The sequence below is a fragment of the Achromobacter sp. UBA4530 genome (genome assembly GCF_002388205.1).
Lineage (GTDB): Bacteria > Pseudomonadota > Gammaproteobacteria > Burkholderiales > Burkholderiaceae_B > Achromobacter > Achromobacter animicus.
Genome location: NZ_DGMA01000007.1, coordinates 337,602 through 356,285 on the forward strand (window position 1 = coordinate 337,602; position 18,684 = coordinate 356,285).

Genomic DNA, 18,684 nt, shown 5'->3' on the forward strand with positions numbered 1-18,684 from the left:
TCTCCAAAAGTTGACGGCGGCGCTTGAGCCACCATGTCGGGCAGGTTAAACGTTCCCATCATGTCAAGGTCAAGCGTAGAATGGCGCTTGACCTTCCCACGATGGGAAGGATGAAACTGGGCGCTCCCATCCAGATCGAGATAGTCATGCACGCAGCACGCTCGTCCTCATTTTCCGAATTGGAACTCGCCATCGAAGGCATGACCTGCGCATCATGCGTCAAGCGCGTGGAAAAAGCGCTGGCGAATGTTCCCGGCGTTGCGCAGGCGCAAGTGAACCTTGCAACCGAGCGCGCGCGGGTCTCATTCGACCCCACTGCTGCCGAGCCGCAGGCGCTCGTCGCGGCCGTCGGCAAGATGGGCTATGAGGCGCGCCCGATCGCCGCCCAGGATGACCATGCCGAGCGGCAGTCCGAGGCCCGCGACGCCGAGGCGCACCGCCTGCAACGTGCATTCATCGCCGCGTTGGTCCTGACGCTGCCGGTGTTTGCGCTGGAGATGGGATCGCACCTGATTCCCGCCATGCACCACTGGGTGATGGAAACGATTGGCCGGCAGAACAGCTGGCTGCTGCAGTTTGTACTGACCACCGCCGTGCTGGTCTGGCCGGGCCGGCAGTTCTTCACCAAGGGGCTCGTGGCGCTGTGGCGCCGCGCGCCCGAAATGAATTCGCTGGTGGCGCTGGGCGCGGGCGCGGCCTGGGGCTATTCGGTTGTCGCCACGTTTGCGCCGGGCTTGCTGCCGGACGCGGCGCGCAACGTCTATTTTGAAGCCGCCGCCGTCATCGTCACGCTGATCCTGCTGGGCCGCATGCTGGAAGCCCGGGCCAAGGGCAAGACGGGCGCGGCCATCAAGCGGCTGATCGGCCTGCAGCCGCGCACCGCGCGCGTGCTGCGCGACGGCCAGGCGCAGGACATCGAGATCGAACGCGTGCGCACGGGTGACATCGTGATGGTGCGGCCGGGCGAGAAGATTCCGCTGGACGGCGACATCATCGAAGGCAGCTCGTATGTCGACGAATCCATGCTGACGGGCGAGCCCGTCCCGGTGGAAAAGCAGCCGGGCACGCAGGCCACCGGCGGAACGCTGAACACGTCGGGCAGCTTCACGCTGCGCGTCACGCACACGGGCGCGGACACCATGCTGGCCCGGATCATCCGCATGGTCGAAGCGGCCCAGGGCGCGCGGCTGCCGATCCAGGCGATGGTGGACCAGGTGACCGCATGGTTCGTGCCGGCGGTCATGGCGGCCGCCCTGCTCACCTTCCTGGCGTGGTTCTTCATGGGCCCCGAACCGGCGCTATCCCATGCGCTGGTCAACGCGGTGGCCGTGCTGATCATCGCCTGCCCGTGCGCCATGGGGCTGGCCACGCCCACGTCCATCATGGTGGGCACCGGGCGCGCCGCCGAAATGGGCGTGCTGTTCCGGCAGGGCGATGCGTTGCAGACGCTGCGCGACGTCAACGTCGTGGCCTTCGACAAGACGGGCACCCTGACGTTGGGCAAGCCCACACTCACCGAACTGGAGCCCTCGCCGGGCCAGGATGCGCAGCAGGTCCTGCAGTGGGTGGCGTCCGTGCAGGCGCGCTCCGAGCATCCCATCGCGCTGGCCATCGTGGCCGCGGCAGCCGAACGCAAGATTGAACTGCTTCCCGCCGAAAACTTTGCCGCCATTACCGGCGCCGGCGTCGAGGCCACGGTGGCGGGCCGCAAGGTGCTGGCGGGCGCAGCGCGTCTGATGGCCGAACGTGGCGTCGACGTCAGCGCATTCGGCGCACGCGCCGCCGACTGGGGCAACGAAGGCAAGACGCCGATCTACGTCGCCATCGACGGCCAGGCGGGCGCCATGATCGCCGTGACGGACCCGGTCAAGCCCTCGGCCGTCTCCGCCATCGCCGCGCTGCACGCGCAAGGCCTGAAGACCGCCATGATCACGGGCGATAACCGCCACACCGCGCAGGCGGTCGCGCGCCAGTTGGGCATCGATGAAGTGCGCGCCGAGGTGCTGCCGGACGGCAAGGTCGAGGCTATCGCGACGCTGCGCGAAGGCGGCCGCAAGGTGGCATTCGTGGGCGACGGCATCAACGATGCGCCCGCATTGGCCGCAGCCGACACCGGCATCGCAATCGGCACCGGCACGGACGTGGCGATCGAGGCAGCGTCCGTCGTGCTGATGGCCGACGACCTCCACGGCGTGCCCAACGCCATCGCGCTCAGCCGCGTTACGCTGGCCAACATCCGCCAAAACCTGTTCTGGGCGTTCGCCTACAACGCGGCGCTGATTCCCCTGGCCGCTGGCGCGCTGTATCCGGCCTTCGGTCTGTCGCTGTCGCCGATCTTTGCGGCGGGCGCGATGGCGCTGTCCAGCGTCTTCGTGCTGGGCAATGCGCTGCGCCTGAAGGCATTCCGCCCGCACGGGAGGCAAGCATGAACATCGGACAAGCCGCCAAGCAATCCGGCATCTCGGCCAAGATGATCCGCTATTACGAAAGCATCGGCCTGATCAGCCCCGCCGTGCGCACCGATTCCGGCTACCGCGTGTACAGCGATCATGACGTGCACACGCTGCGCTTCGTGCGCCGCGCCCGCGATCTGGGGTTTTCGGTGGAGCAGATGAACGAGCTGCTGGCGCTCTGGCAGGACCGCAGCCGGGCCAGCGCAGACGTCAAGCGCATTGCGCTTGAGCACGTTGAGGAGCTGGAGCGCAAGGCGGAGGCGCTGCGCGAGATGGCCGCCACGCTCAAGCATCTGGCGCAGCATTGCCATGGCGACGAGCGGCCCGACTGCCCTATTCTGGAGAACCTGGGTTGCTCGCACTGACGCCTAGCGGCGGAAACTTTCCCGCCGCGGGATAACGCCCGGCGCGGGAGACGCCCGGCGCGGGGTTCGCCCGCCGCAGGTTCGCCCGCCGCTACTTTTTACTGGTCCGCCTGCGCCTCGGCGGCGACACGGGCCTCGTAAGCTTCGGTGGCAGCCTGCTTGGCTGCCGCCTTTTCAGCCGCCGCGGCCAGCTTGGCTTCCTCGGCGGCCGCCGCATCGGCCGCTGCCTGGATCGCGCGCTGACGAGCGCGTTCCTTCGCCTCCCGCACACCCTCGGCATCCAGCGTTTCGAATACGGCGATGGATTCCACATGGCCCGTGTGCGGGAACATGTTGATCACGCCGGCGCTCTTGAGCACGTAGCCGCCTTCGTGGACCAGGATGGATGCGTCGCGCGCCAACGTGCCGGGATTACAGGACACATAGACGATGCGGCGCGGCCGCTCTTCGTACGTGAGATCGGACAGCGCCTGCGACACGGCGTGGGCGCCTTCGCGCGGCGGATCGATCAGCATGCGGTCGAAGTAGCCCAGGCTGCGCAGCCAGGTCGCGTCGACTTCAAAGAGGTTCAGCGTGGCAAAGCTGGTGCGGTCGCCCAGGCCGTGGCGCGACGCCGCATCGAAGGCGCGGTCGGTCAGCGCCTTGCTGCCTTCCACGCCCACGGCCTCGCGGCCCTGCGTGGCCAGCGGCAACGTGAAGTTGCCCAAGCCACAGAACAGATCGGCCACGCGGTCGGTGGGCTGCACGTCCAGCAGTTTGAGCGCGCGGGACACCATTGCGCGGTTGATGGCGTGGTTGACCTGCGTGAAGTCGGTGGGCCGGTACGGCATGCGCAGGCCGAACTCCGGCATGGTGTAGGACAGCGCGTCGTTGTGCTCGCGCTCCAGCGCGTGCACCGTTTCCGGACCCTTGGACTGCAGCCACCATTGCACGTTGTGCTTGGCCGCGAAGGCGCGCAGGATGGCGATGTCGCCGTCGGTCAGCGGCAGCAGATGGCGCAGCACCAGCGCCGTCACGCCTTCGCCGAGCGCCACCTCGATCTGGGGCATGCGGTCAGGGGCGGACATGGACGCGATCATTTCGCGCAGCGGGATCAACAGATCGCTGACGTGGCGCGGCAACACATGGCATTCGCGCATGTCGGCCACAAAGCTGCTCTTGCGTTCGTGAAAGCCCACGAGCACCCCGCCCTTCTTGGGCACCACGCGCACCGACAGGCGCGCGCGATAACGGTAGCCCCAGGTCGGCCCCTGCAGCGGCGGCAGGATCAGCGCGGGGCGCAGCTTGCCGACATGCCAGAACGTGTCTTCGAGCGCGCGCTGCTTGATCGCCACCTGCGTGGTGGGCTCCAGATGCTGCATGGCACAGCCGCCACAGACGCCGAAATGCGGGCAGCGGGGTTCCACGCGTTGCGATGAGGGACGCAGCACCTCGTCGACACGGGCGGTTTCATAGGAAGGCTTGCGGCGCAACGTGACCGCGGTGACCCGTTCGCCCGGCAAGGCGCCTTCCACGAAAATGACTTTCCCGTCGCGGCGGGCGATCCCCCTGGCTTCCAGGTCCAGGGATTCGATACTCAAAACGTCAGACATCTCACGCAGTCCAGAATTGCACGCAACCCGTGATTGTAGAAGGACTTCGCGATTTACCGGAAATCGGGTTTGATGGGGCCGGAGCGGCCCGCACCACGCCGCGTGGTGCTGCGCCCCGCGCGGGTAAAAAAGGGGCTGTTCCGGCCCGCCGCCGAGCAAGGCGGCGTGCCGGAACAGCCCCAAAGGCCGGCGCCGTTCAGGCGCCGCCACGGATATCAGAACGAGCGCGCGACCGAGAAGACAGCGCCGATACGGCCCGACGGGTGACCGTACTTAGTGGGCAGCCAGTTGTCCTTGGTGGCGCCGACGGCCGCCAGACCGAGGATCCAGCCCTTCAGGTCCTTGGTCACGCCCACCTTGTAGTCGACGTAATGGCCGATCGAGTCGCCGTCCATGTTGGTCTGGTTCTTGAGCTTCTGGTAGCCCAGATGGCCCAGCAGTCCCCAGCCGTCGCCCAGGTCGAATGTGGCCGTGCCGTCCAGGTACCAGGTGCCCTTGCTGTCCGGCGTGCTGAAAAAGTCGCTGGGCGTGTACGAATACTTGAGGCTGTAGTTGCCGTAGGACGCGCCCAGGTAGAGGTCCGTGTTGTTGTAGTTCCCGCCCTTGGGGGAACTGGAGCCGGGATAGTAGTAATGCAGCACGCCCGCATCCAGCGTGAAGCCGCCGCCCACGTCACCCTTCCAGCCGCCGTAGAAATCCATTTCCAGGTTGCCGTCGGTGAACACGAAGCTGGAGACGTTGGAGTTCCAGTTGCCCAGGTAGAAGCCCGAGCTGTGGTTCAGGTCAAAGCCCAACTGAACGGCGGGACGGAAGTCGGTCTGCGAATAGCCGCGGAAGCGGTAGTCGCTGACTATGGTGGCGTTACCGCTGAGCGAAAAGCCGCCACCCAGGTCGGTGGGTTCGGCTTGCGCCACACCTGCAAAACAAGCGGCAAGCGCGAGGGGCAAGGCTAGCAACGTCTTATTCATGGTGCGAAGGTCCTGATCGGATAGTCGAAAGAGCGGACGGCGCGCGGCGCATCCGGCTGGCCGGCTTGTGCAGGTAAAGCCGGCTCAAATCCCTTCAAGCAATGTCCGTGCCAGGTCTCAGCGCCAGCGTGCGGCCTGCCGCAGCGTCCTTCGGGCTCTGGCAATGCACCATGCTGGTGCCCTCTTATGGGGCGCGGCCAAGGCCCATGCCTCAAAAAGGGGAAATCCGGCCTGGCCCGCCTGGAAAAACAAACACCCCGGCACGCGGGAAGCGTGTCGGGGTGCTGTTCAAGCGGAGCGTTGCTCCGCTTTGCGGCCAGTGTGATGGCCCAGGACTTGCCGGATCAGTTGGCCTGGGGCGCGGCAGGCGGCGGGGGCGGCGGGACGTCGCCGGCAGCCGGCGGAGGCGGCGGCATGCCGGGACGACCGTCGGCGCCGCGCATGCCGGGGCGACCCTTGCCGTCCGCGCGGGCTTCCATCTTGGCGTGGCGCTCGGCCATGCGGGCTTCGCGCTCCTTGACGATCTTGGTCACCTGGCCGCGCTGCGTGTCGTTCAGGCTATCCCAGACGGCCAGCCATTGGTCGCGCACCTGCTTGGCTTGCGGGCCGAACGCGTCGCGGCGCTTTTCCGACTGCTCGATGAGCGCGCGCGGATCCAGCTTGCCGCTGTCCAGCTGCGACTTGAGCAGGTCATGGCGCGTGCCGCGGTCGGCGCGCATCGCTTCGTGCAGGCTGCGCTGCCCTTCCTGGGCGGTCTTGAACAGGGCCTCCTGCTTGGCGTCGAGCTTCAGCTCGGCGACCTGGGCCTTGGAGACGGGGCCCAGACCGGGGATCAGCAGGCCGTCGCGCATGCCCTTGTGGAAACCACCGCCGCGATGGCCTTCGTGCATGGCGGCCGGACCGCCCTCGGCGGGAGGAGGCGGCGCAGCCATTGCGGAGCCAGCCGCGAAACCGCTCGACGCGGCGACGATAGCAAGGACGGCCAGATTGGAGCGGATAGCGAATCGGGACATGGATGTCTCCTGAAAGTGAAGAAAGCGAGGCCATTGTGCGATTCGCCTGGTTTCATCCAGGTTTCGTTTACGGCCGTCTTGTTTCAGTCGATTGCTTGCCCGCCAGACGCGAGAACGGGGCCATGCAGGCCCCGTCGGTATCCCCTGACCCGTGCGCATTGGCAACGATTCAGGCTGGCTGGCCGCCCGCGCGGATCAGCCCGCGTCCCAGGCCGCCATGTATTCCTTCCAGTGCGGCGCATCGCTGGCCGAGAGCGTGTCGCGCACCAGCGCGATTTCGGTCTCGTAGGCGGTGCGATCGAGTTCACCGCGCAGGAAGCGGAAGCGGCAACACACCAGCCACGTATTGACCACGTCGGTTTCGCAATACGCGCGCACTTCGTCGGCGCGGCCCGTGCTCCAGGCTTCCCAGACCTTGCTGCCGTCCATGCCGAGCTTGCCGGGAAAGCCGCACAGCTTGGCCAGTTCGTCGAGCGGCGCGTTGGCGCGGCCGTTGTACTTGGCCAGCACGTCCATCAGATCGATGTGACGGTTGTGATAGCGCGAAATGTAGTTGTTGAACTTGAAGTCGCGGTCTTCTTCGCCCATGTCCCAGTAGCGCGGCGCGGGCACACCCTGGATCAGGCTGCGGTAATGCAGGACGGGCAGGTCAAAGCCCGAGCCGTTCCAGCTGACGAGCTTGGGCGTGTAGCGTTCGATGGTTTTGAAGAAGCCCGCAAGCAAGGCCGCTTCGGGATCGTCCGGCTGGCCCAGCGTCTTGACGCGAAAGCCCTGGTCGTCGCGGAACACGCACCCTACCACCGCGACCTTGTGCAGGTGCAACGGCAGGAAGTCGTGGCCCACGGCCTCACGCCGCGCGGTCAGCGCGCGCTCGACCACTTCGTGGTCGGGCACGTCGGCGCCCCAGCCGTTGAGCTTGCGCAGCCCGTCGGCGTCAGGGATGGTCTCGAGGTCGAATACCAGGGTGGGCGTCATTTGGGCGGCAGGTATTGCATCGGATCCACCGGCGTACCCTGGCGGCGGATTTCAAAGTGCAGACGCGGCGACGTCGTGTCGCTCTGGCCGAGTTCAGCGATCTTGGCCCCGCGCTTGACCGTCTGGCCGGTCTTCACGAGCAGCGCACGGTTGTGCGCGTAGGCCGTGATGAAGCCGTTCTGGTGCTCGACGATGATGAGGTTGCCCAGGCCGCGCACGCCATTGCCGCTGTACTTGACCAGGCCATCTGCCGCGGCGGTGATCGGGTCGCCCAGCGCGCCGGCGATGTCGATGCCCTTGCTGCTGGCATTGAACGCTTGCACGATCTGGCCGTTGGCCGGCCAGGCCCAGTTGATGACACCCGCATCGGCCGCACGCGTGGCCGGCTTGGTGTCGACCGGCGCCGGCGCCGGCGTGGGCGCGGCATCCGGTGCGGGCGTGGTGGCCGCGGGAGTTTCGGGTTGGTCAAGCGGACGCGGTTGCGGCCGGTTGCTGGCAATCGGCGCGGTCTGCGCGCCGCCGCCGGTGGCGCCGCCGGACATGCGCAGCACCTGCCCCACCGAGATCTGGTTGGGGTCGCTGATGTTGTTCCAGCGCTTGATGTTTTCGATGTCGACGTTGTTGGCGCGGGCGATCTTGTAGAGCGTGTCGCCCGGCTTGACCACATAGCTGCCGGACGTGGCCGTCGGCGCGGGTTGCCCGCCGGTCATGTCGACCACCGGGGCACGAGTACCTTTGGATGCGCAGCCGGCCAGGATGGCGAGGCTGAGAACCCCCACTGCGAAGAGCGGGCGGCGAAGACGCGTCATGGACGCGCCCAAATTCATATCGGTCAGTTGCAACTGCCCGTTGAGCATACGTTTCTCCTGTCGCTCAAGATTGTATTCCGGACCGTAGCGGCACAAAGCGCACGGCCTCTAGTTCGGTTCTTTTCCAGCTTGCCGCGCCCGTGCGTTCGATCAGAACCAGGCGCTGGTTCGAGCCCCCTTCGGGAGCGATGAGACGGCCTCCCGGAGCAAGCTGCGTCAGCAGCGCTTGCGGGATGGCCAGACCTGCGGCAGCCACAACGATAGCATCGAACGGCGCCACGCCGGGCAGCCCCAAAGTGCCGTCTCCATAGATGAGCCGGATCCTTGTAGTGAGCCGCAAGGCGCGTAGATGCTCGCGCGCCAGCTCGTACAGCCCGCGTATGCGTTCGATGGTGTGGACGTCGCGCACGAACTGCGCGAGCACCGCGGCCTGGTATCCGCAACCGGCGCCGACCTCGAGCACACGGGTAGGCGCGCGGTCTTCGCAAGCAGCCGCGATCATACGCGCCACAACCCACGGCTGGGAAATGGTTTGCGAGTGACCGATGGGCAACGCCGCGTCTTCGTACGCGCGGCTGGCAAGGGCCTCGTCTACAAACAGATGGCGCGGTACTGCGGCCATGGCGTTCAGCACGCGTTCGTCGGTGATGCCCTGAGAGCGCAGACGCTGCACCATGGCCTGGCGCAAGCGTTCGGAGTTCAGGCCAAGGTTGCTGCCCGCTTGCGGCACGGGCGTTTGCGCCTGCCGCTGCAAGGTCGCGGCCGAGATGCGCGTGTTGCTGTTCGCCGGCGTATACCCCGGGCCGAGACGGCCGGCGTCGTGGCGGGCCGGGCTGCTGCGGCCGGCGCCGGGGGTGATGTCCGGCTGGCTTATGCGTTTGCGCATAGCGGCTCTGCCCAGGTGCGGATCTCGTCAAGCTGGCTGTGCTGGGTCAGGTCCAGACGCAACGGGGTGACGGACACGATGCCCTGCTCGACGGCGTGAAAGTCCGTGCCGGGCGTGGCGTCGGCGGCCAGACCGACAGGTCCGATCCAGTAGACCGTGTCGCCATAGGGCGTGGTGGTGCGCACGACCGGTTGCGACGGATGCCGCTTGCCCAGCCGCGTGACCGCAAACCCGTGCATGTCTTCAAAACGGCGGCTCGGGATATTGACGTTGAGCAGCACCGGCGCCGCGAGCGGCTGGGCCAGATGGCGCTCGACGACCAGGCGGGCGGCGCGTGCGGCCGAGTCGATGTGCTCCCAGCCCTTTTCCGCCAGCGAGAACGCGATGGCGGGGATGCCGAACAGATAGCCTTCGCTGGCGGCGGCGACGGTACCCGAATAGAGGGTGTCGTCGCCCATGTTGGCGCCGTTGTTGATGCCCGACACGACCAGGTCGGGGCGCGTATCCATCAGGCCGGTCAGCGCGACGTGCACGCAATCGGACGGCGTGCCGTTGACCGCGATGAAGCCGTTTGAAGCGGTGCGCACCGACAGCGGGCGGTTCAGCGTGAGCGAGTTGGAGGCGCCGCTGTGGTTGGTCTCGGGCGCGACGACGGTCAGATCGCCCAGCCCTTCCAGCGCGGCGACCAGCGCTTCCAGGCCAGGGGCCGAATAGCCATCATCGTTCGAAACCAGAATTCGCATTGTGCATCCGAAAGAAAATAAAACGCGGGTGACGTGGCGGATTGTACCCGCGGTAGAATCCGCAGCCACTACTACAACAACGGACTCCCCTTCCATGGCGATAACCGAACCCTCCCTGGCATTTACCGTCGCGCTCGTCGTGCTGGCCTACCTGATCGGCTCCGTGCCCTTCGCCGTGGTGGTCAGCAAGCTGATGGGTCTGCAAGACCCCCGCAGCTATGGGTCCAAGAACCCCGGCGCGACCAACGTGCTGCGCACCGGCAACAAGACCGCCGCCGCGCTGACGCTATTGGGGGACGCCGCCAAGGGATGGTTCGCTATCTGGCTGGCCGAGAAGCTGGCGCCGGGCATCGGCCCCGTCGCGCTGGCCTGCGTGGCGCTGGCGGCCTTCATCGGCCACCTCTACCCCGTGTTCCTGGGTTTCAAGGGCGGCAAGGGCGTGGCGACCGCGCTGGGCGTGCTGGTGGCCATCCAGCCCTGGCTGGCCGTCGCCACCGCGGCAACCTGGCTGATCATCGCCATTTTCTTCCGCTATTCGTCGCTGGCTTCGCTGGTGGCCGCGTTCTTCGCCCCGGTGTACTACGTATTTGGATCCGGGTTGGCCTGGCAGGCGCAGCCGGCGCTCGGCGTTGCGCTGGCGATCATCGGCATCCTGCTGTTCTACCGTCACCGCGCCAATATCGCCCGGCTGATCCAGGGCACCGAAAGCCGGATCGGCAGCAAGAAGAAGTAATCCCCCCGCGATGGGCGGATCAGATGGGTGAAACAAGCGGGCGGCCTGGCCGCCCGTTTTTCATTTCAGGCGATATCGGCCAGATCCCAGCGCGGCTTGACCGTGAAGCTATGGGCGCTGGCGTCCAGCGTGGCCAATCCGGCCTTCACCCGTTCGGCGGCCGCGAACGCGATCATGGCGCCGTTGTCGGTGCACAGTTCCAGCGGCGGGAAGTATGCGCGGGCCTTGAGCGACTTGAGCGCGGCATCGAGCTTGGCGCGCAGAAGCTGGTTGGCCCCCACACCGCCGGCCACGACCAGGCGGCGCAGCCCGGTCTGTTTCAGCGCGCGGATGGACTTGGCCGCCAGCACCTCGACGATGGCCGCCTGCGTGGCGGCGGCAAGGTCCGCGCGGGTCTGTTCGTCCAGGCCGCCATTCTGTTCGGCCGCCTTGACTCGGGTCAGCACGGCGGTTTTCAAGCCGCTGAAACTGAAGTCCAGGTCACCGCTGTGCAACATGGGGCGCGGCAGGTCGAAGCGCGAGGCATCGCCGCTGCCGGCCAGCCGGGACAGCGCGGGTCCACCCGGGTAGCCCAGGCCCATGAGCTTGGCGGATTTGTCGAAGGCCTCGCCCGCGGCGTCGTCCAGGGTTTCGCCCAGCAGCTCGTAGCGGCCCACGCCGTCCACGCGCATGAGCTGGGTATGGCCGCCTGAGACCAGCAAGGCAATGAAGGGAAACTCGGGCCGGGGATCGGCCAGCATCGGCGACAGCAGATGGCCTTCCAGGTGATGGATGCCGATGGCAGGCAGGCCGCGCGACCAGGCGAACGACTGCGCGACGCTGGCGCCAACCAGCAAGGCGCCGGCGAGACCGGGCCCGGCCGTATAGGCCACGGCGCCGATGTCGGACATCTGCAGGCCAGCGTCCTGCAGCACCTGGCGGGTCAGCGGCACCACGCGGCGGATGTGGTCGCGCGAGGCAAGTTCCGGCACCACGCCCCCGTATTCCTGGTGCATGGCGATCTGGGTATGCAGCGCGTGCGCAAGCAGGCCGCGTTCCGTACAGACGGCTGCGACGCCGGTTTCGTCGCAGGAGCTTTCAAAGCCGAGAATGATCATGGCGGCAGAGTTTACAACTGATGCGAAAATACGCGGGTTCTTGACCGGGACGGGGCTTTCCGCCCCGCCCGCCACAACCTGAAAATCCTGCAAAAACCCTGGGGACTCGAATGCTGGAGAAGCTATTCAAGCTGCGTGAGCACGGCACGACCGCAAGAACGGAAGTCGTGGCCGGCCTGACGACATTCCTGACGATGTCGTACATCATCTTCGTCAATCCTGACATCCTGTCCTCGACGGGCATGGACCGCGACGCGGTCTTTGTTGCCACCTGCCTGGCCGCCGCGCTGGGCTCGCTGGTGATGGCGTTCATCGCCAACTGGCCGATCGGCATGGCGCCCGGCATGGGGCTGAACGCCTTCTTTGCCTTCACCGTGGTCAAGACCATGGGCTACACCTGGGAGCAGGCGCTGGGTGCGGTGTTCATCTCGGGCATCATCTTTCTGTTCCTGACGATATCCGGCATCCGGGTCTGGCTGGTCAAGGGCATCCCGCATTCACTGCGCAGTGCCATTGCGGCCGGCATCGGGCTGTTTCTGGCCATTATCGCGCTATCCAGCGCGGGGATCGTGGTCGCCCATCCGGCCACCAAGGTCACGCTGGGCAACCTGACCACGCACGGTCCGCTCTTCGCCATCCTGGGCTTTTTCGTGATCGCGTCGCTGGATGCGCTGCGCGTGCGGGGCGCCATCCTGATCGGCATCATCGTCGTCACGGTGCTGTCGATGGTGATGGGCTACAACGAGTTCAAGGGCATCTTTTCGGCGCCGCCCAGCCTGTCGCCTACCCTCTTCAAGCTGGACATCATGGGCGCGCTGCATTCCGGCTTCGTGCACGTGATTCTGGTGTTCGTGCTGGTCGAAGTGTTTGACGCCACCGGCACGCTGGTGGGCGTGGCCAAGCGCGCGGGCCTGGTGCCTGAAGACCGCCCCAATCGCCTGGGCCGCGCGCTGTTCGCGGACAGCACCGCCATCGTGGCCGGTTCGATGCTGGGCACCAGCAGCACCACCGCCTACGTGGAAAGCGCCTCCGGCGTGCAGGCTGGCGGGCGCACCGGCATGACTGCACTGATCGTGGGCCTGCTGTTCCTGGCCGCGCTGTTCATCTCGCCGCTGGCGGGCGCCGTGCCGGCCTACGCCACCGCACCCGCCCTGCTCTACGTCGCCGGCCTGATGATGCGCGAGCTCATCGACATCGACTGGAACGACGTCTGCGAAGCCACGCCGGCCGCGCTGACCGCGCTGGTCATGCCGTTCACGTACTCGATCGCTAATGGCATTGCCTTCGGCTTCATCAGCTACGTGGTGCTCAAGACCGCCACGGGCAAGATGCGCGACGTGCACCCGGCCACCTGGCTCGTGGCCGTGCTGTTCGTGATCCGCTACGCGTTCTTCCCTGAATAGTCAGGCTGACACGCTGTTCACGCAAAGCCGCCGCAGGCCATGCCTTGCGGCGGTTTTTTCATTTGGCGGCCGTCCACACCGCCAGTTCGTAGCCGTCGAGGTCCGTGAAATGGAAGCGGCTGCCGCCCGGAAACGTGAACTCGTCGCGGCTGATGCGACCGCCCGCGGCCGTGATGCGTTGCCGGATTCCGGCCAGGTCGTCGCCGTACAGGATCACAAGCGGACCGCCCGGCCGCACCGCTTCACCCGTCGTGAAGCCGCCCTTCAGCCGGCCATCGGTGAATTCCGAATACGTGGGACCGTAATCCGTGAACGTCCATCCGAAGACCTCGCCATAGAAGCGCTTGCTGCGCGCGATGTCCGCGACGTTGAATTCGATGTTGTCGATGCGGTTGTTCTGGCCGCTGGCGCCCATGCGCGTCTCCATTGGTTGAATGGCAAATGTTGTATAGCCAATGCGCGGCCATTCCAGGCCGCGTTTGTGCTTGCTATTGTAGGGATCGAGAAAATCAATCAACCCGGCCAAGGGCATGGTTGCTGGCGGGCTCGGTTGAATTCGCCGATACACTCCCCATGTAGATCAGCATATGGAGTACATTTTGCGCCCTTCCCCTTTCATAACCGCGCTGCCGGCCTGTCATGACGCAGCGGAGGCGCACGCATGAGCGCCCTGGCGAACATCCCCTTTTCCGTGCTGGACCTGGCCCCCATTGTGCAGGGCCGCGATGCCGCAGACGCGTTCCGCAATACGGTCGCGCTGGCGCAGCATGTCGAGCAACTGGGCTACAACCGCTTCTGGTTGGCCGAGCACCACAACATCAACGGCATCGCCAGCAGCGCCACGGCTGTGCTGATCGGCCATGTGGCCGGCCACACATGCACGCTGCGCGTCGGCTCGGGCGGCGTCATGCTGCCCAACCACGCGCCGCTGATCATCGCAGAACAGTTCGGCACGCTCGAGACCCTGTACCCCGGCCGCATCGACCTGGGCCTGGGCCGCGCACCCGGCAGCGACGGCGCCACGCAACAGGCGCTGCGCCGCAGCCCGCGCAGCGGTCTTGAGTTCCCGGCCCTGGTCGAGGAGCTGCGCAGCTTTTTGGCTCCCTCTCGCCCCGGCCAGCCCGTGCGCGCCATCCCCGGCGAAGGCCTGGATGTGCCGATCTGGCTGCTGGGTTCCAGCGACTTCAGCGCGCGCATGGCGGCTGAACTAGGCCTGCCCTTCTCGTTTGCCGGGCATTTCTCGCCGGAAGGCATGGCCGCGATGCGCTTGTACCGTCACTTGTTCAAGCCTTCCGAGACGCTGGCGCGCCCCTATTCGATGATCGGCGTGCCCGTCATTGCCGCCGAAACCGACGAGGCCGCGCGCTTCCAGTCGACCACGCAGCAACTGAAATTCCTGTCGCTCGTGCGCGGCCATCGCCTGCAATTGCAGCCGCCGGTCGAAAGCATGGACGGCGTATGGAACGAATGGGAGCGCGAAGCGGTCAATCAACGATTGGGCGCGTCGATCGTGGGCGGCCCGGACACCGTCAAGCGGGAACTCGAAGCCCTGGTCGCGGAAACCCAGGCCGACGAGGTCATGATCGTGTCCGACTTCTACGACATCGCAGACCGCCTGCGTTCTTTCGAGATCGTCGCCTCGCTGAAAAACGGCGCGGGCATCTCCACGAAATCGGCGACCTAGGGGCCGCAAAACTGCGCTTTACCCAGCGCCAACCATTGCGACGCAGCCTAAACCGGTTCTACTATTGCCTTTCAGGCTCTCGGCAACCGCGCGTCGCCGCACACATCCGGGACGGATACCCGGCGTCTACTGCCACAGCTTTTCGCCGCCCTCGCGGCAAGGATTCCACATGAGTATTGTTGAACTCACCAAAGACAGCTTCCAGGAAGCCATCACGCCCGACGGCACCCTCATCGTCGACTTCTGGGCGCCCTGGTGCGGCCCGTGCCGCGGTTTCGCGCCGGTATTTGAACAGGCCGCCACCGAGCATCCGGACGTCACGTTCGCCAAGGTGAATACCGACGTCGAGCAGGAACTGGCCGGCGCGCTGGGCATCCGCTCGATTCCGACGCTGATGGTCTTCCGCGAAAAGGTCCTGCTGTTCTCGCAACCCGGCGCCTTGTCCGGCGGTCAGTTGAACGAACTGCTCGCCAAGATCAAGGAAGTGGACATGGAAAAGGTCCACCAGGAAATCGCCGCGGCGCAAGACAGCCAGGACGCGTAAAACCGCAAGGGGCCCGGATCGGGCCCCATCCTTTTGCACGGGGACATTTGCTTCCCGGATGCCGCTGCGCGGCAGGCCGGTGCGGACGCTGGCAGGCTACGAAACGACTTCCCACGCGGACCGGCCGCGCGTGATGTTCGCCGCAGTGACTTCCAATTCAGTCAGCACCACACGCGGCACCGTAAACGTGAGCGTGACGCCGTCTGCGTTGTAGTCTTCCTGCAAGATGGCGGCGCCTGCCTGGGCCAACCGCGATTTCAACAGCGCCATCTCGCCGAATCCGCATGCGCAGCGCACCGTTGCCAGGTCGACGATTTCCGTACGCTCGCCCAACCGCAGGCAATTGGCCGCGCATCCGCCGTAAGCGCGCACCAGTCCGCCCGCACCTAGCTTGATTCCCCCGTACCAGCGCACGACCAATACCGCCACGCGGTCCATGTCCTGGCCTTCGATGGCCTGCAGGATCGGCCTGCCCGCGGTGCCGCCAGGCTCGCCATCATCATTGAAGCGGTACTCCTGTCCGATGCGGTAAGCCCAGCAGTTATGCGTGGCCTCGGGGTCGCTGTGCTCGGCAAAGAAGCGCATGGCGTCGTCGATCGTGGCGACCGGCGCGGCATACGCGGCAAAGCGGCTTTTCTTGATGTCTTCCTGGTAGGTGCAGGGAGCGGTCAGCGTGTGCGTCATGCCCGGCATTGTAAGTGCGCGGATCGGCAGGCGATGCGACAGCGCGGATGCGGCCTGCGCGGCCCGGCCTGCGCGGCGCGGACCGGCCGCGCATCAGCCGTGGCAGTCCGGGACTTCCTGATCCAGATAGACGTCGAAGGCGACGTCGCGCGCCCATTTCGTGGTCATGGCCTTCCAGGCGCCGGCGCGGTCCCACGCCCGCATCTCTTGCCCGAGCCACGCGCGCGAGGCCTCGTCCTGCGCGGGCAGCAGCCACACGCGCTCCTGGCGTGCGCCATCCGGCGTCAGCGTCGAGGAGAACTTCTTCCATTCCGGAAAGCGCATCAGCGGCTCCCAGACGGCATCGTCGACCAGACCGATGTCGCACTCGCCTTCGCGCACGGCGACGAGCGCGTCCGAGGGCACGCGATAGGTCTTGACGGTTGCGCCCCAGCTTTGCGCCAGGGCTTGCGCCTGCGTGGCGGCTTCGGCCATGCACACGCTGCGCCCCTGCACGTCGGCGGGCTTGCGCATCCGCGTGTCGGTGCGGATCACGGCCTTGGGCCGTGCCGCATAGCCGGTGGCTTGCACCGCGACGGTCTGCGGCTGTCCGTCGGCGCGGTCCGCAAGCACAAGATCCACCTCGCCTGCCTTCAGCGCCCGGGCGGCGTCAGCGGCCGGCAACTGGACCAGCCGCACGGGCAGCTTCAGGCTGGCGCCCAGCTTGTCGGTGATGGCGGCGTCCAGGCCTTCGGGCGTGCGGATCTTCGCCCCCGCGACCGGCGGCGGCGCCAGATACGGCACGCCCACGACCAGCTCACCGCGCGCCCGCGCCGCCGGAAAGGTCTCCGGCTGCGCCTGCGCGAAGCCCGCGAGCAGCAGGCCCGCGGCAAGGACGAATGGACGCATGCGGGACATCATGATGACAACGTCAGACGTATTGGTAACGCAGCAAACGATGCTTGAGGTTTTCAAGCACGAACTGGTCGATCAGCGCAGCCAGCACGGCGATCACGAGGATGTTGGTCATGACGCCGGTCATGTCCGCGATTTCGCCCGAGTACGCCAGCGACCGGCCCAGCCCCTTGCCGAAGCCGATCAGCATTTCGGCCGAGATCAGCGCCCGCCAGGCGTTGCCGAACGCCAACTGCGCGCCGGTGATGAGCTCAGGCATGACCGCCGGCAGGTACACCCGCTTGATCAGCCCCCAGCGCGTCGCGCCCATGACGCGCGCCGCCGACACGTGCACGCGCTGCACGGATTCGGTGGCGTTCATCACGCTGAGCGCAGCCGGGAAGAACGCCGACAGCGCCACGACCACGATGATGGGCGTATTGCCAAAGCCCATCACGATGAGAAACAGCGGCACCCACGCGATGGACGGGATCGACTGCAGGATGACGATGGCGCTGCGCAGGACTTCGCGGAAGAAGAACAGCACGGCCGCCACGAGGCCGAAGCCCACGCCGGCGGCCAGCGCCAGCCCGTAGCCCGCGCCCAGCCGCCCCAGCGTGCCCATGAGGCTCTGGTGGAACGATTGCTTGCCCAGGTCTTCGAACAGCCGCTCGACGACGGCGGGCACGCCCGGCATCAGGAAGTCGGGCAGCGCGAACGCGGCCAGTTGCCACAGCGCCAGGATGAACAGGACGCCCAAAACGCCCGCAAGATGCTTGCGGGCGCCGGTCACACGGGTAGATGCGCTCAAAGCTTGCGAGCCTCTTGCCAGGACAGGTCGATGATGCTGGAGACGTCGTACGGCTTGCCGTCGCGCGTCTTGAGCGAACCCTGGGCCTGCAGGATGTCAGCGATTTCCTGCATGCGCGCCGTGTCCTTCTCCGTCAGCTTGGGCGTGAACACCTGCGTGCTGATGGCCTCGGAAATGACGGTTTCGCGCGGCAGCTCGCCGCGAGTCAGCGTCTTGAGCGTGGGCTCGGCGATGAAGTACGACGCGATCAGCTTGGACGCCTGCGCCGGTTCCTTCTGCAGCAGCGTGATGGCCTGGTTCTGGGCGTCCAGCGCCTTCCAGACATCGTCCTTGCGCTTGGCCAGCGTTTCGCCCGAGGTGATGACGACCATGCACGGGAACGGCCAGGCCTGCCCCACTTCGTAGATCTGCTTGACCGGCGCGACCAGTTGCGCGATGCGGTCGTAGGGTTCGAACAGGAAGGCGGCGTCAACCCGCTTGCCCACCAGCGACTGCACGGCCACGGCCGGGCTCACGCCCATGACGTTCACGTCGTCGGCCGTCAGGTTGCCCTGCTTGAGCACGACGCCCTTCAGGACCACGTCGGCGGTGCTGCCTTCGGCCTGCGAGGCCAGCGTCTTGCCCTTCAGGCCGGCGATGTCCTTGATGCCGGAATCGTCACGCACGATCAGCGAGTGATAGCCCTGCTGCGCACCGCCCACCACCTTCAGGTCAGCGCCCTTGGAGGCCCACGCGACCGCGTTGGTGAAGCCGAGCACGCCGATGTCGAGCTGGCCGCCGACGATTGCCTTGATGAGATCGGTGCCCGATTTGAATTCGATCAGTTCGGAATCCAGGCCGGCCTTCTTGTAGTAGCCGCCCTCTTGCGCGACGATCGCCTGCGCGTCGTCCATCACGCGCAGGTAGCCCACGCGGAACTTCTCGGCAGCCATCGCGGGGGCAGCCGCCAGCAGCGCCGCGGCCAGCGGCAGGGACAACCATTGCTTCAGTTTCATCAGAAGAGCTCCAGGAAATTCGATAAGCGGCCGCGCCCGGGCGGCCGTCGGTATTT

General features: G+C 66.4%; 19 protein-coding genes. 6 read left to right on the plus strand and 13 right to left on the minus strand.

Going from position 1 to position 18,684, the window contains the following annotated elements:
• The first annotated feature begins 146 nt into the window (after positions 1-146).
• On the plus strand, positions 147-2,429 hold the full coding sequence (locus B2W22_RS05820; protein WP_286936592.1) for a heavy metal translocating P-type ATPase: 2,283 nt from the start codon (positions 147-149) through the stop codon (positions 2,427-2,429).
• Positions 2,426-2,818 (plus strand): Cu(I)-responsive transcriptional regulator, encoded by a 393-nt coding sequence (gene cueR / locus B2W22_RS05825; protein WP_175121705.1) that lies wholly within the window; start codon positions 2,426-2,428, stop codon positions 2,816-2,818. Before B2W22_RS05820 ends, cueR begins: the two co-directional genes overlap by 4 nt.
• A 98-nt stretch (positions 2,819-2,916) precedes the next feature.
• Here cueR and rlmD read toward each other — a convergent pair whose 3' ends face one another.
• The 7 genes from rlmD to surE all read right to left on the minus strand — a co-directional run bounded on the left by rlmD (position 2,917) and on the right by surE (position 9,804).
• The gene (gene rlmD, locus B2W22_RS05830; RefSeq protein WP_175121706.1) at positions 2,917-4,410 is read right to left on the minus strand and encodes a 23S rRNA (uracil(1939)-C(5))-methyltransferase RlmD; all 1,494 of its coding nucleotides are present in this window, start codon (positions 4,408-4,410) and stop codon (positions 2,917-2,919) included.
• 215 nt (positions 4,411-4,625) lie between these two features.
• Entirely contained in the window at positions 4,626-5,378 is a 753-nt protein-coding gene (locus tag B2W22_RS05835; RefSeq protein ID WP_175121707.1) for a TorF family putative porin, read from the minus strand.
• A 344-nt stretch (positions 5,379-5,722) separates the two neighbouring features.
• Entirely contained in the window at positions 5,723-6,391 is a 669-nt protein-coding gene (locus B2W22_RS05840) for a hypothetical protein (protein ID WP_175185366.1), read from the minus strand.
• A 195-nt stretch (positions 6,392-6,586) separates the two neighbouring features.
• Positions 6,587-7,366 carry a 3'-5' exonuclease gene (locus tag B2W22_RS05845; protein ID WP_286936594.1) on the minus strand — a complete coding sequence of 260 codons (780 nt, stop codon included), beginning with the start codon at positions 7,364-7,366 and terminating at the stop codon, positions 6,587-6,589.
• Positions 7,363-8,223, minus strand: a complete 861-nt coding sequence (locus tag B2W22_RS05850) for a peptidoglycan DD-metalloendopeptidase family protein (RefSeq protein ID WP_286936596.1) — start codon at positions 8,221-8,223, stop codon at positions 7,363-7,365. The genes B2W22_RS05845 and B2W22_RS05850 overlap by 4 nt, the downstream gene beginning before the upstream one ends.
• Positions 8,224-8,239: 16 nt before the next feature.
• Entirely contained in the window at positions 8,240-9,061 is an 822-nt protein-coding gene (locus B2W22_RS05855; protein WP_175121711.1) for a protein-L-isoaspartate(D-aspartate) O-methyltransferase, read from the minus strand.
• Complete coding sequence (gene surE / locus B2W22_RS05860) at positions 9,046-9,804, minus strand: 5'/3'-nucleotidase SurE (RefSeq protein WP_175121712.1); 759 nt, start codon at positions 9,802-9,804, stop codon at positions 9,046-9,048. The genes B2W22_RS05855 and surE overlap by 16 nt, the downstream gene beginning before the upstream one ends.
• Positions 9,805-9,898: 94 nt before the next feature.
• Here surE and plsY point away from each other — a divergent pair, with 94 nt between their 5' ends.
• The gene (gene plsY, locus B2W22_RS05865) at positions 9,899-10,537 is read left to right on the plus strand and encodes a glycerol-3-phosphate 1-O-acyltransferase PlsY (protein WP_175121713.1); all 639 of its coding nucleotides are present in this window, start codon (positions 9,899-9,901) and stop codon (positions 10,535-10,537) included.
• Between the two features lie 65 nt (positions 10,538-10,602).
• On the opposite strand, the gene tsaD is transcribed toward plsY, so the two are convergent.
• A complete protein-coding gene (tsaD, locus tag B2W22_RS05870; protein ID WP_175136633.1) occupies positions 10,603-11,634 on the minus strand; it encodes a tRNA (adenosine(37)-N6)-threonylcarbamoyltransferase complex transferase subunit TsaD in 1,032 nt (343 codons plus the stop codon).
• Between the two features lie 110 nt (positions 11,635-11,744).
• On the opposite strand from tsaD, the gene B2W22_RS05875 reads away from it, so the two are divergent.
• Complete coding sequence (locus tag B2W22_RS05875; RefSeq protein ID WP_056560820.1) at positions 11,745-13,037, plus strand: NCS2 family permease; 1,293 nt, start codon at positions 11,745-11,747, stop codon at positions 13,035-13,037.
• Positions 13,038-13,095: 58 nt separating this feature from the next.
• On the opposite strand, the gene B2W22_RS05880 is transcribed toward B2W22_RS05875, so the two are convergent.
• A complete protein-coding gene (locus B2W22_RS05880; protein WP_175136634.1) occupies positions 13,096-13,452 on the minus strand; it encodes a VOC family protein in 357 nt (118 codons plus the stop codon).
• A 246-nt stretch (positions 13,453-13,698) separates the two neighbouring features.
• On the opposite strand from B2W22_RS05880, the gene B2W22_RS05885 reads away from it, so the two are divergent.
• Both B2W22_RS05885 and B2W22_RS05890 read left to right on the plus strand, forming a co-directional pair.
• A complete protein-coding gene (locus B2W22_RS05885; protein WP_286936599.1) occupies positions 13,699-14,721 on the plus strand; it encodes an LLM class flavin-dependent oxidoreductase in 1,023 nt (340 codons plus the stop codon).
• A 169-nt stretch (positions 14,722-14,890) separates the two neighbouring features.
• On the plus strand, positions 14,891-15,265 hold the full coding sequence (locus B2W22_RS05890) for a thioredoxin family protein (RefSeq protein ID WP_006388150.1): 375 nt from the start codon (positions 14,891-14,893) through the stop codon (positions 15,263-15,265).
• Between the two features lie 96 nt (positions 15,266-15,361).
• Here the strand turns inward: B2W22_RS05890 and B2W22_RS05895 are convergent, their stop codons facing one another.
• The 4 genes from B2W22_RS05895 to B2W22_RS05910 form a co-directional block, all read right to left on the minus strand.
• Positions 15,362-15,949 (minus strand): IMPACT family protein, encoded by a 588-nt coding sequence (locus B2W22_RS05895; RefSeq protein WP_286898541.1) that lies wholly within the window; start codon positions 15,947-15,949, stop codon positions 15,362-15,364.
• 93 nt (positions 15,950-16,042) lie between these two features.
• Entirely contained in the window at positions 16,043-16,849 is an 807-nt protein-coding gene (locus tag B2W22_RS05900; RefSeq protein WP_286936601.1) for an ABC transporter substrate-binding protein, read from the minus strand.
• A 10-nt stretch (positions 16,850-16,859) separates the two neighbouring features.
• On the minus strand, positions 16,860-17,633 hold the full coding sequence (locus B2W22_RS05905; protein ID WP_175121720.1) for an ABC transporter permease: 774 nt from the start codon (positions 17,631-17,633) through the stop codon (positions 16,860-16,862).
• Positions 17,630-18,628 carry an ABC transporter substrate-binding protein gene (locus B2W22_RS05910; RefSeq protein WP_175136639.1) on the minus strand — a complete coding sequence of 333 codons (999 nt, stop codon included), beginning with the start codon at positions 18,626-18,628 and terminating at the stop codon, positions 17,630-17,632. Before B2W22_RS05910 ends, B2W22_RS05905 begins: the two co-directional genes overlap by 4 nt.
• Between the last annotated feature and the right edge of the window lie 56 nt (positions 18,629-18,684).

Excerpts from the sequence above, each read along its gene's own strand:
- B2W22_RS05820 (WP_286936592.1), top strand. The coding sequence starts at position 147 with ATGCACGCAGCACGCTCGTCCTCATTTTCCGAATTGGAACTCGCCATC.
- cueR (WP_175121705.1), top strand. The coding sequence starts at position 2,426 with ATGAACATCGGACAAGCCGCCAAGCAATCCGGCATCTCGGCCAAGATG.
- rlmD (WP_175121706.1), bottom strand. The coding sequence starts at position 4,410 with ATGTCTGACGTTTTGAGTATCGAATCCCTGGACCTGGAAGCCAGGGGG.
- B2W22_RS05835 (WP_175121707.1), bottom strand. The coding sequence starts at position 5,378 with ATGAATAAGACGTTGCTAGCCTTGCCCCTCGCGCTTGCCGCTTGTTTT.
- B2W22_RS05840 (WP_175185366.1), bottom strand. The coding sequence starts at position 6,391 with ATGTCCCGATTCGCTATCCGCTCCAATCTGGCCGTCCTTGCTATCGTC.
- B2W22_RS05845 (WP_286936594.1), bottom strand. The coding sequence starts at position 7,366 with ATGACGCCCACCCTGGTATTCGACCTCGAGACCATCCCTGACGCCGAC.
- B2W22_RS05850 (WP_286936596.1), bottom strand. The coding sequence starts at position 8,223 with ATGCTCAACGGGCAGTTGCAACTGACCGATATGAATTTGGGCGCGTCC.
- B2W22_RS05855 (WP_175121711.1), bottom strand. The coding sequence starts at position 9,061 with ATGCGCAAACGCATAAGCCAGCCGGACATCACCCCCGGCGCCGGCCGC.
- surE (WP_175121712.1), bottom strand. The coding sequence starts at position 9,804 with ATGCGAATTCTGGTTTCGAACGATGATGGCTATTCGGCCCCTGGCCTG.
- plsY (WP_175121713.1), top strand. The coding sequence starts at position 9,899 with ATGGCGATAACCGAACCCTCCCTGGCATTTACCGTCGCGCTCGTCGTG.
- tsaD (WP_175136633.1), bottom strand. The coding sequence starts at position 11,634 with ATGATCATTCTCGGCTTTGAAAGCTCCTGCGACGAAACCGGCGTCGCA.
- B2W22_RS05875 (WP_056560820.1), top strand. The coding sequence starts at position 11,745 with ATGCTGGAGAAGCTATTCAAGCTGCGTGAGCACGGCACGACCGCAAGA.
- B2W22_RS05880 (WP_175136634.1), bottom strand. The coding sequence starts at position 13,452 with ATGGGCGCCAGCGGCCAGAACAACCGCATCGACAACATCGAATTCAAC.
- B2W22_RS05885 (WP_286936599.1), top strand. The coding sequence starts at position 13,699 with ATGAGCGCCCTGGCGAACATCCCCTTTTCCGTGCTGGACCTGGCCCCC.
- B2W22_RS05890 (WP_006388150.1), top strand. The coding sequence starts at position 14,891 with ATGAGTATTGTTGAACTCACCAAAGACAGCTTCCAGGAAGCCATCACG.
- B2W22_RS05895 (WP_286898541.1), bottom strand. The coding sequence starts at position 15,949 with ATGACGCACACGCTGACCGCTCCCTGCACCTACCAGGAAGACATCAAG.
- B2W22_RS05900 (WP_286936601.1), bottom strand. The coding sequence starts at position 16,849 with ATGATGTCCCGCATGCGTCCATTCGTCCTTGCCGCGGGCCTGCTGCTC.
- B2W22_RS05910 (WP_175136639.1), bottom strand. The coding sequence starts at position 18,628 with ATGAAACTGAAGCAATGGTTGTCCCTGCCGCTGGCCGCGGCGCTGCTG.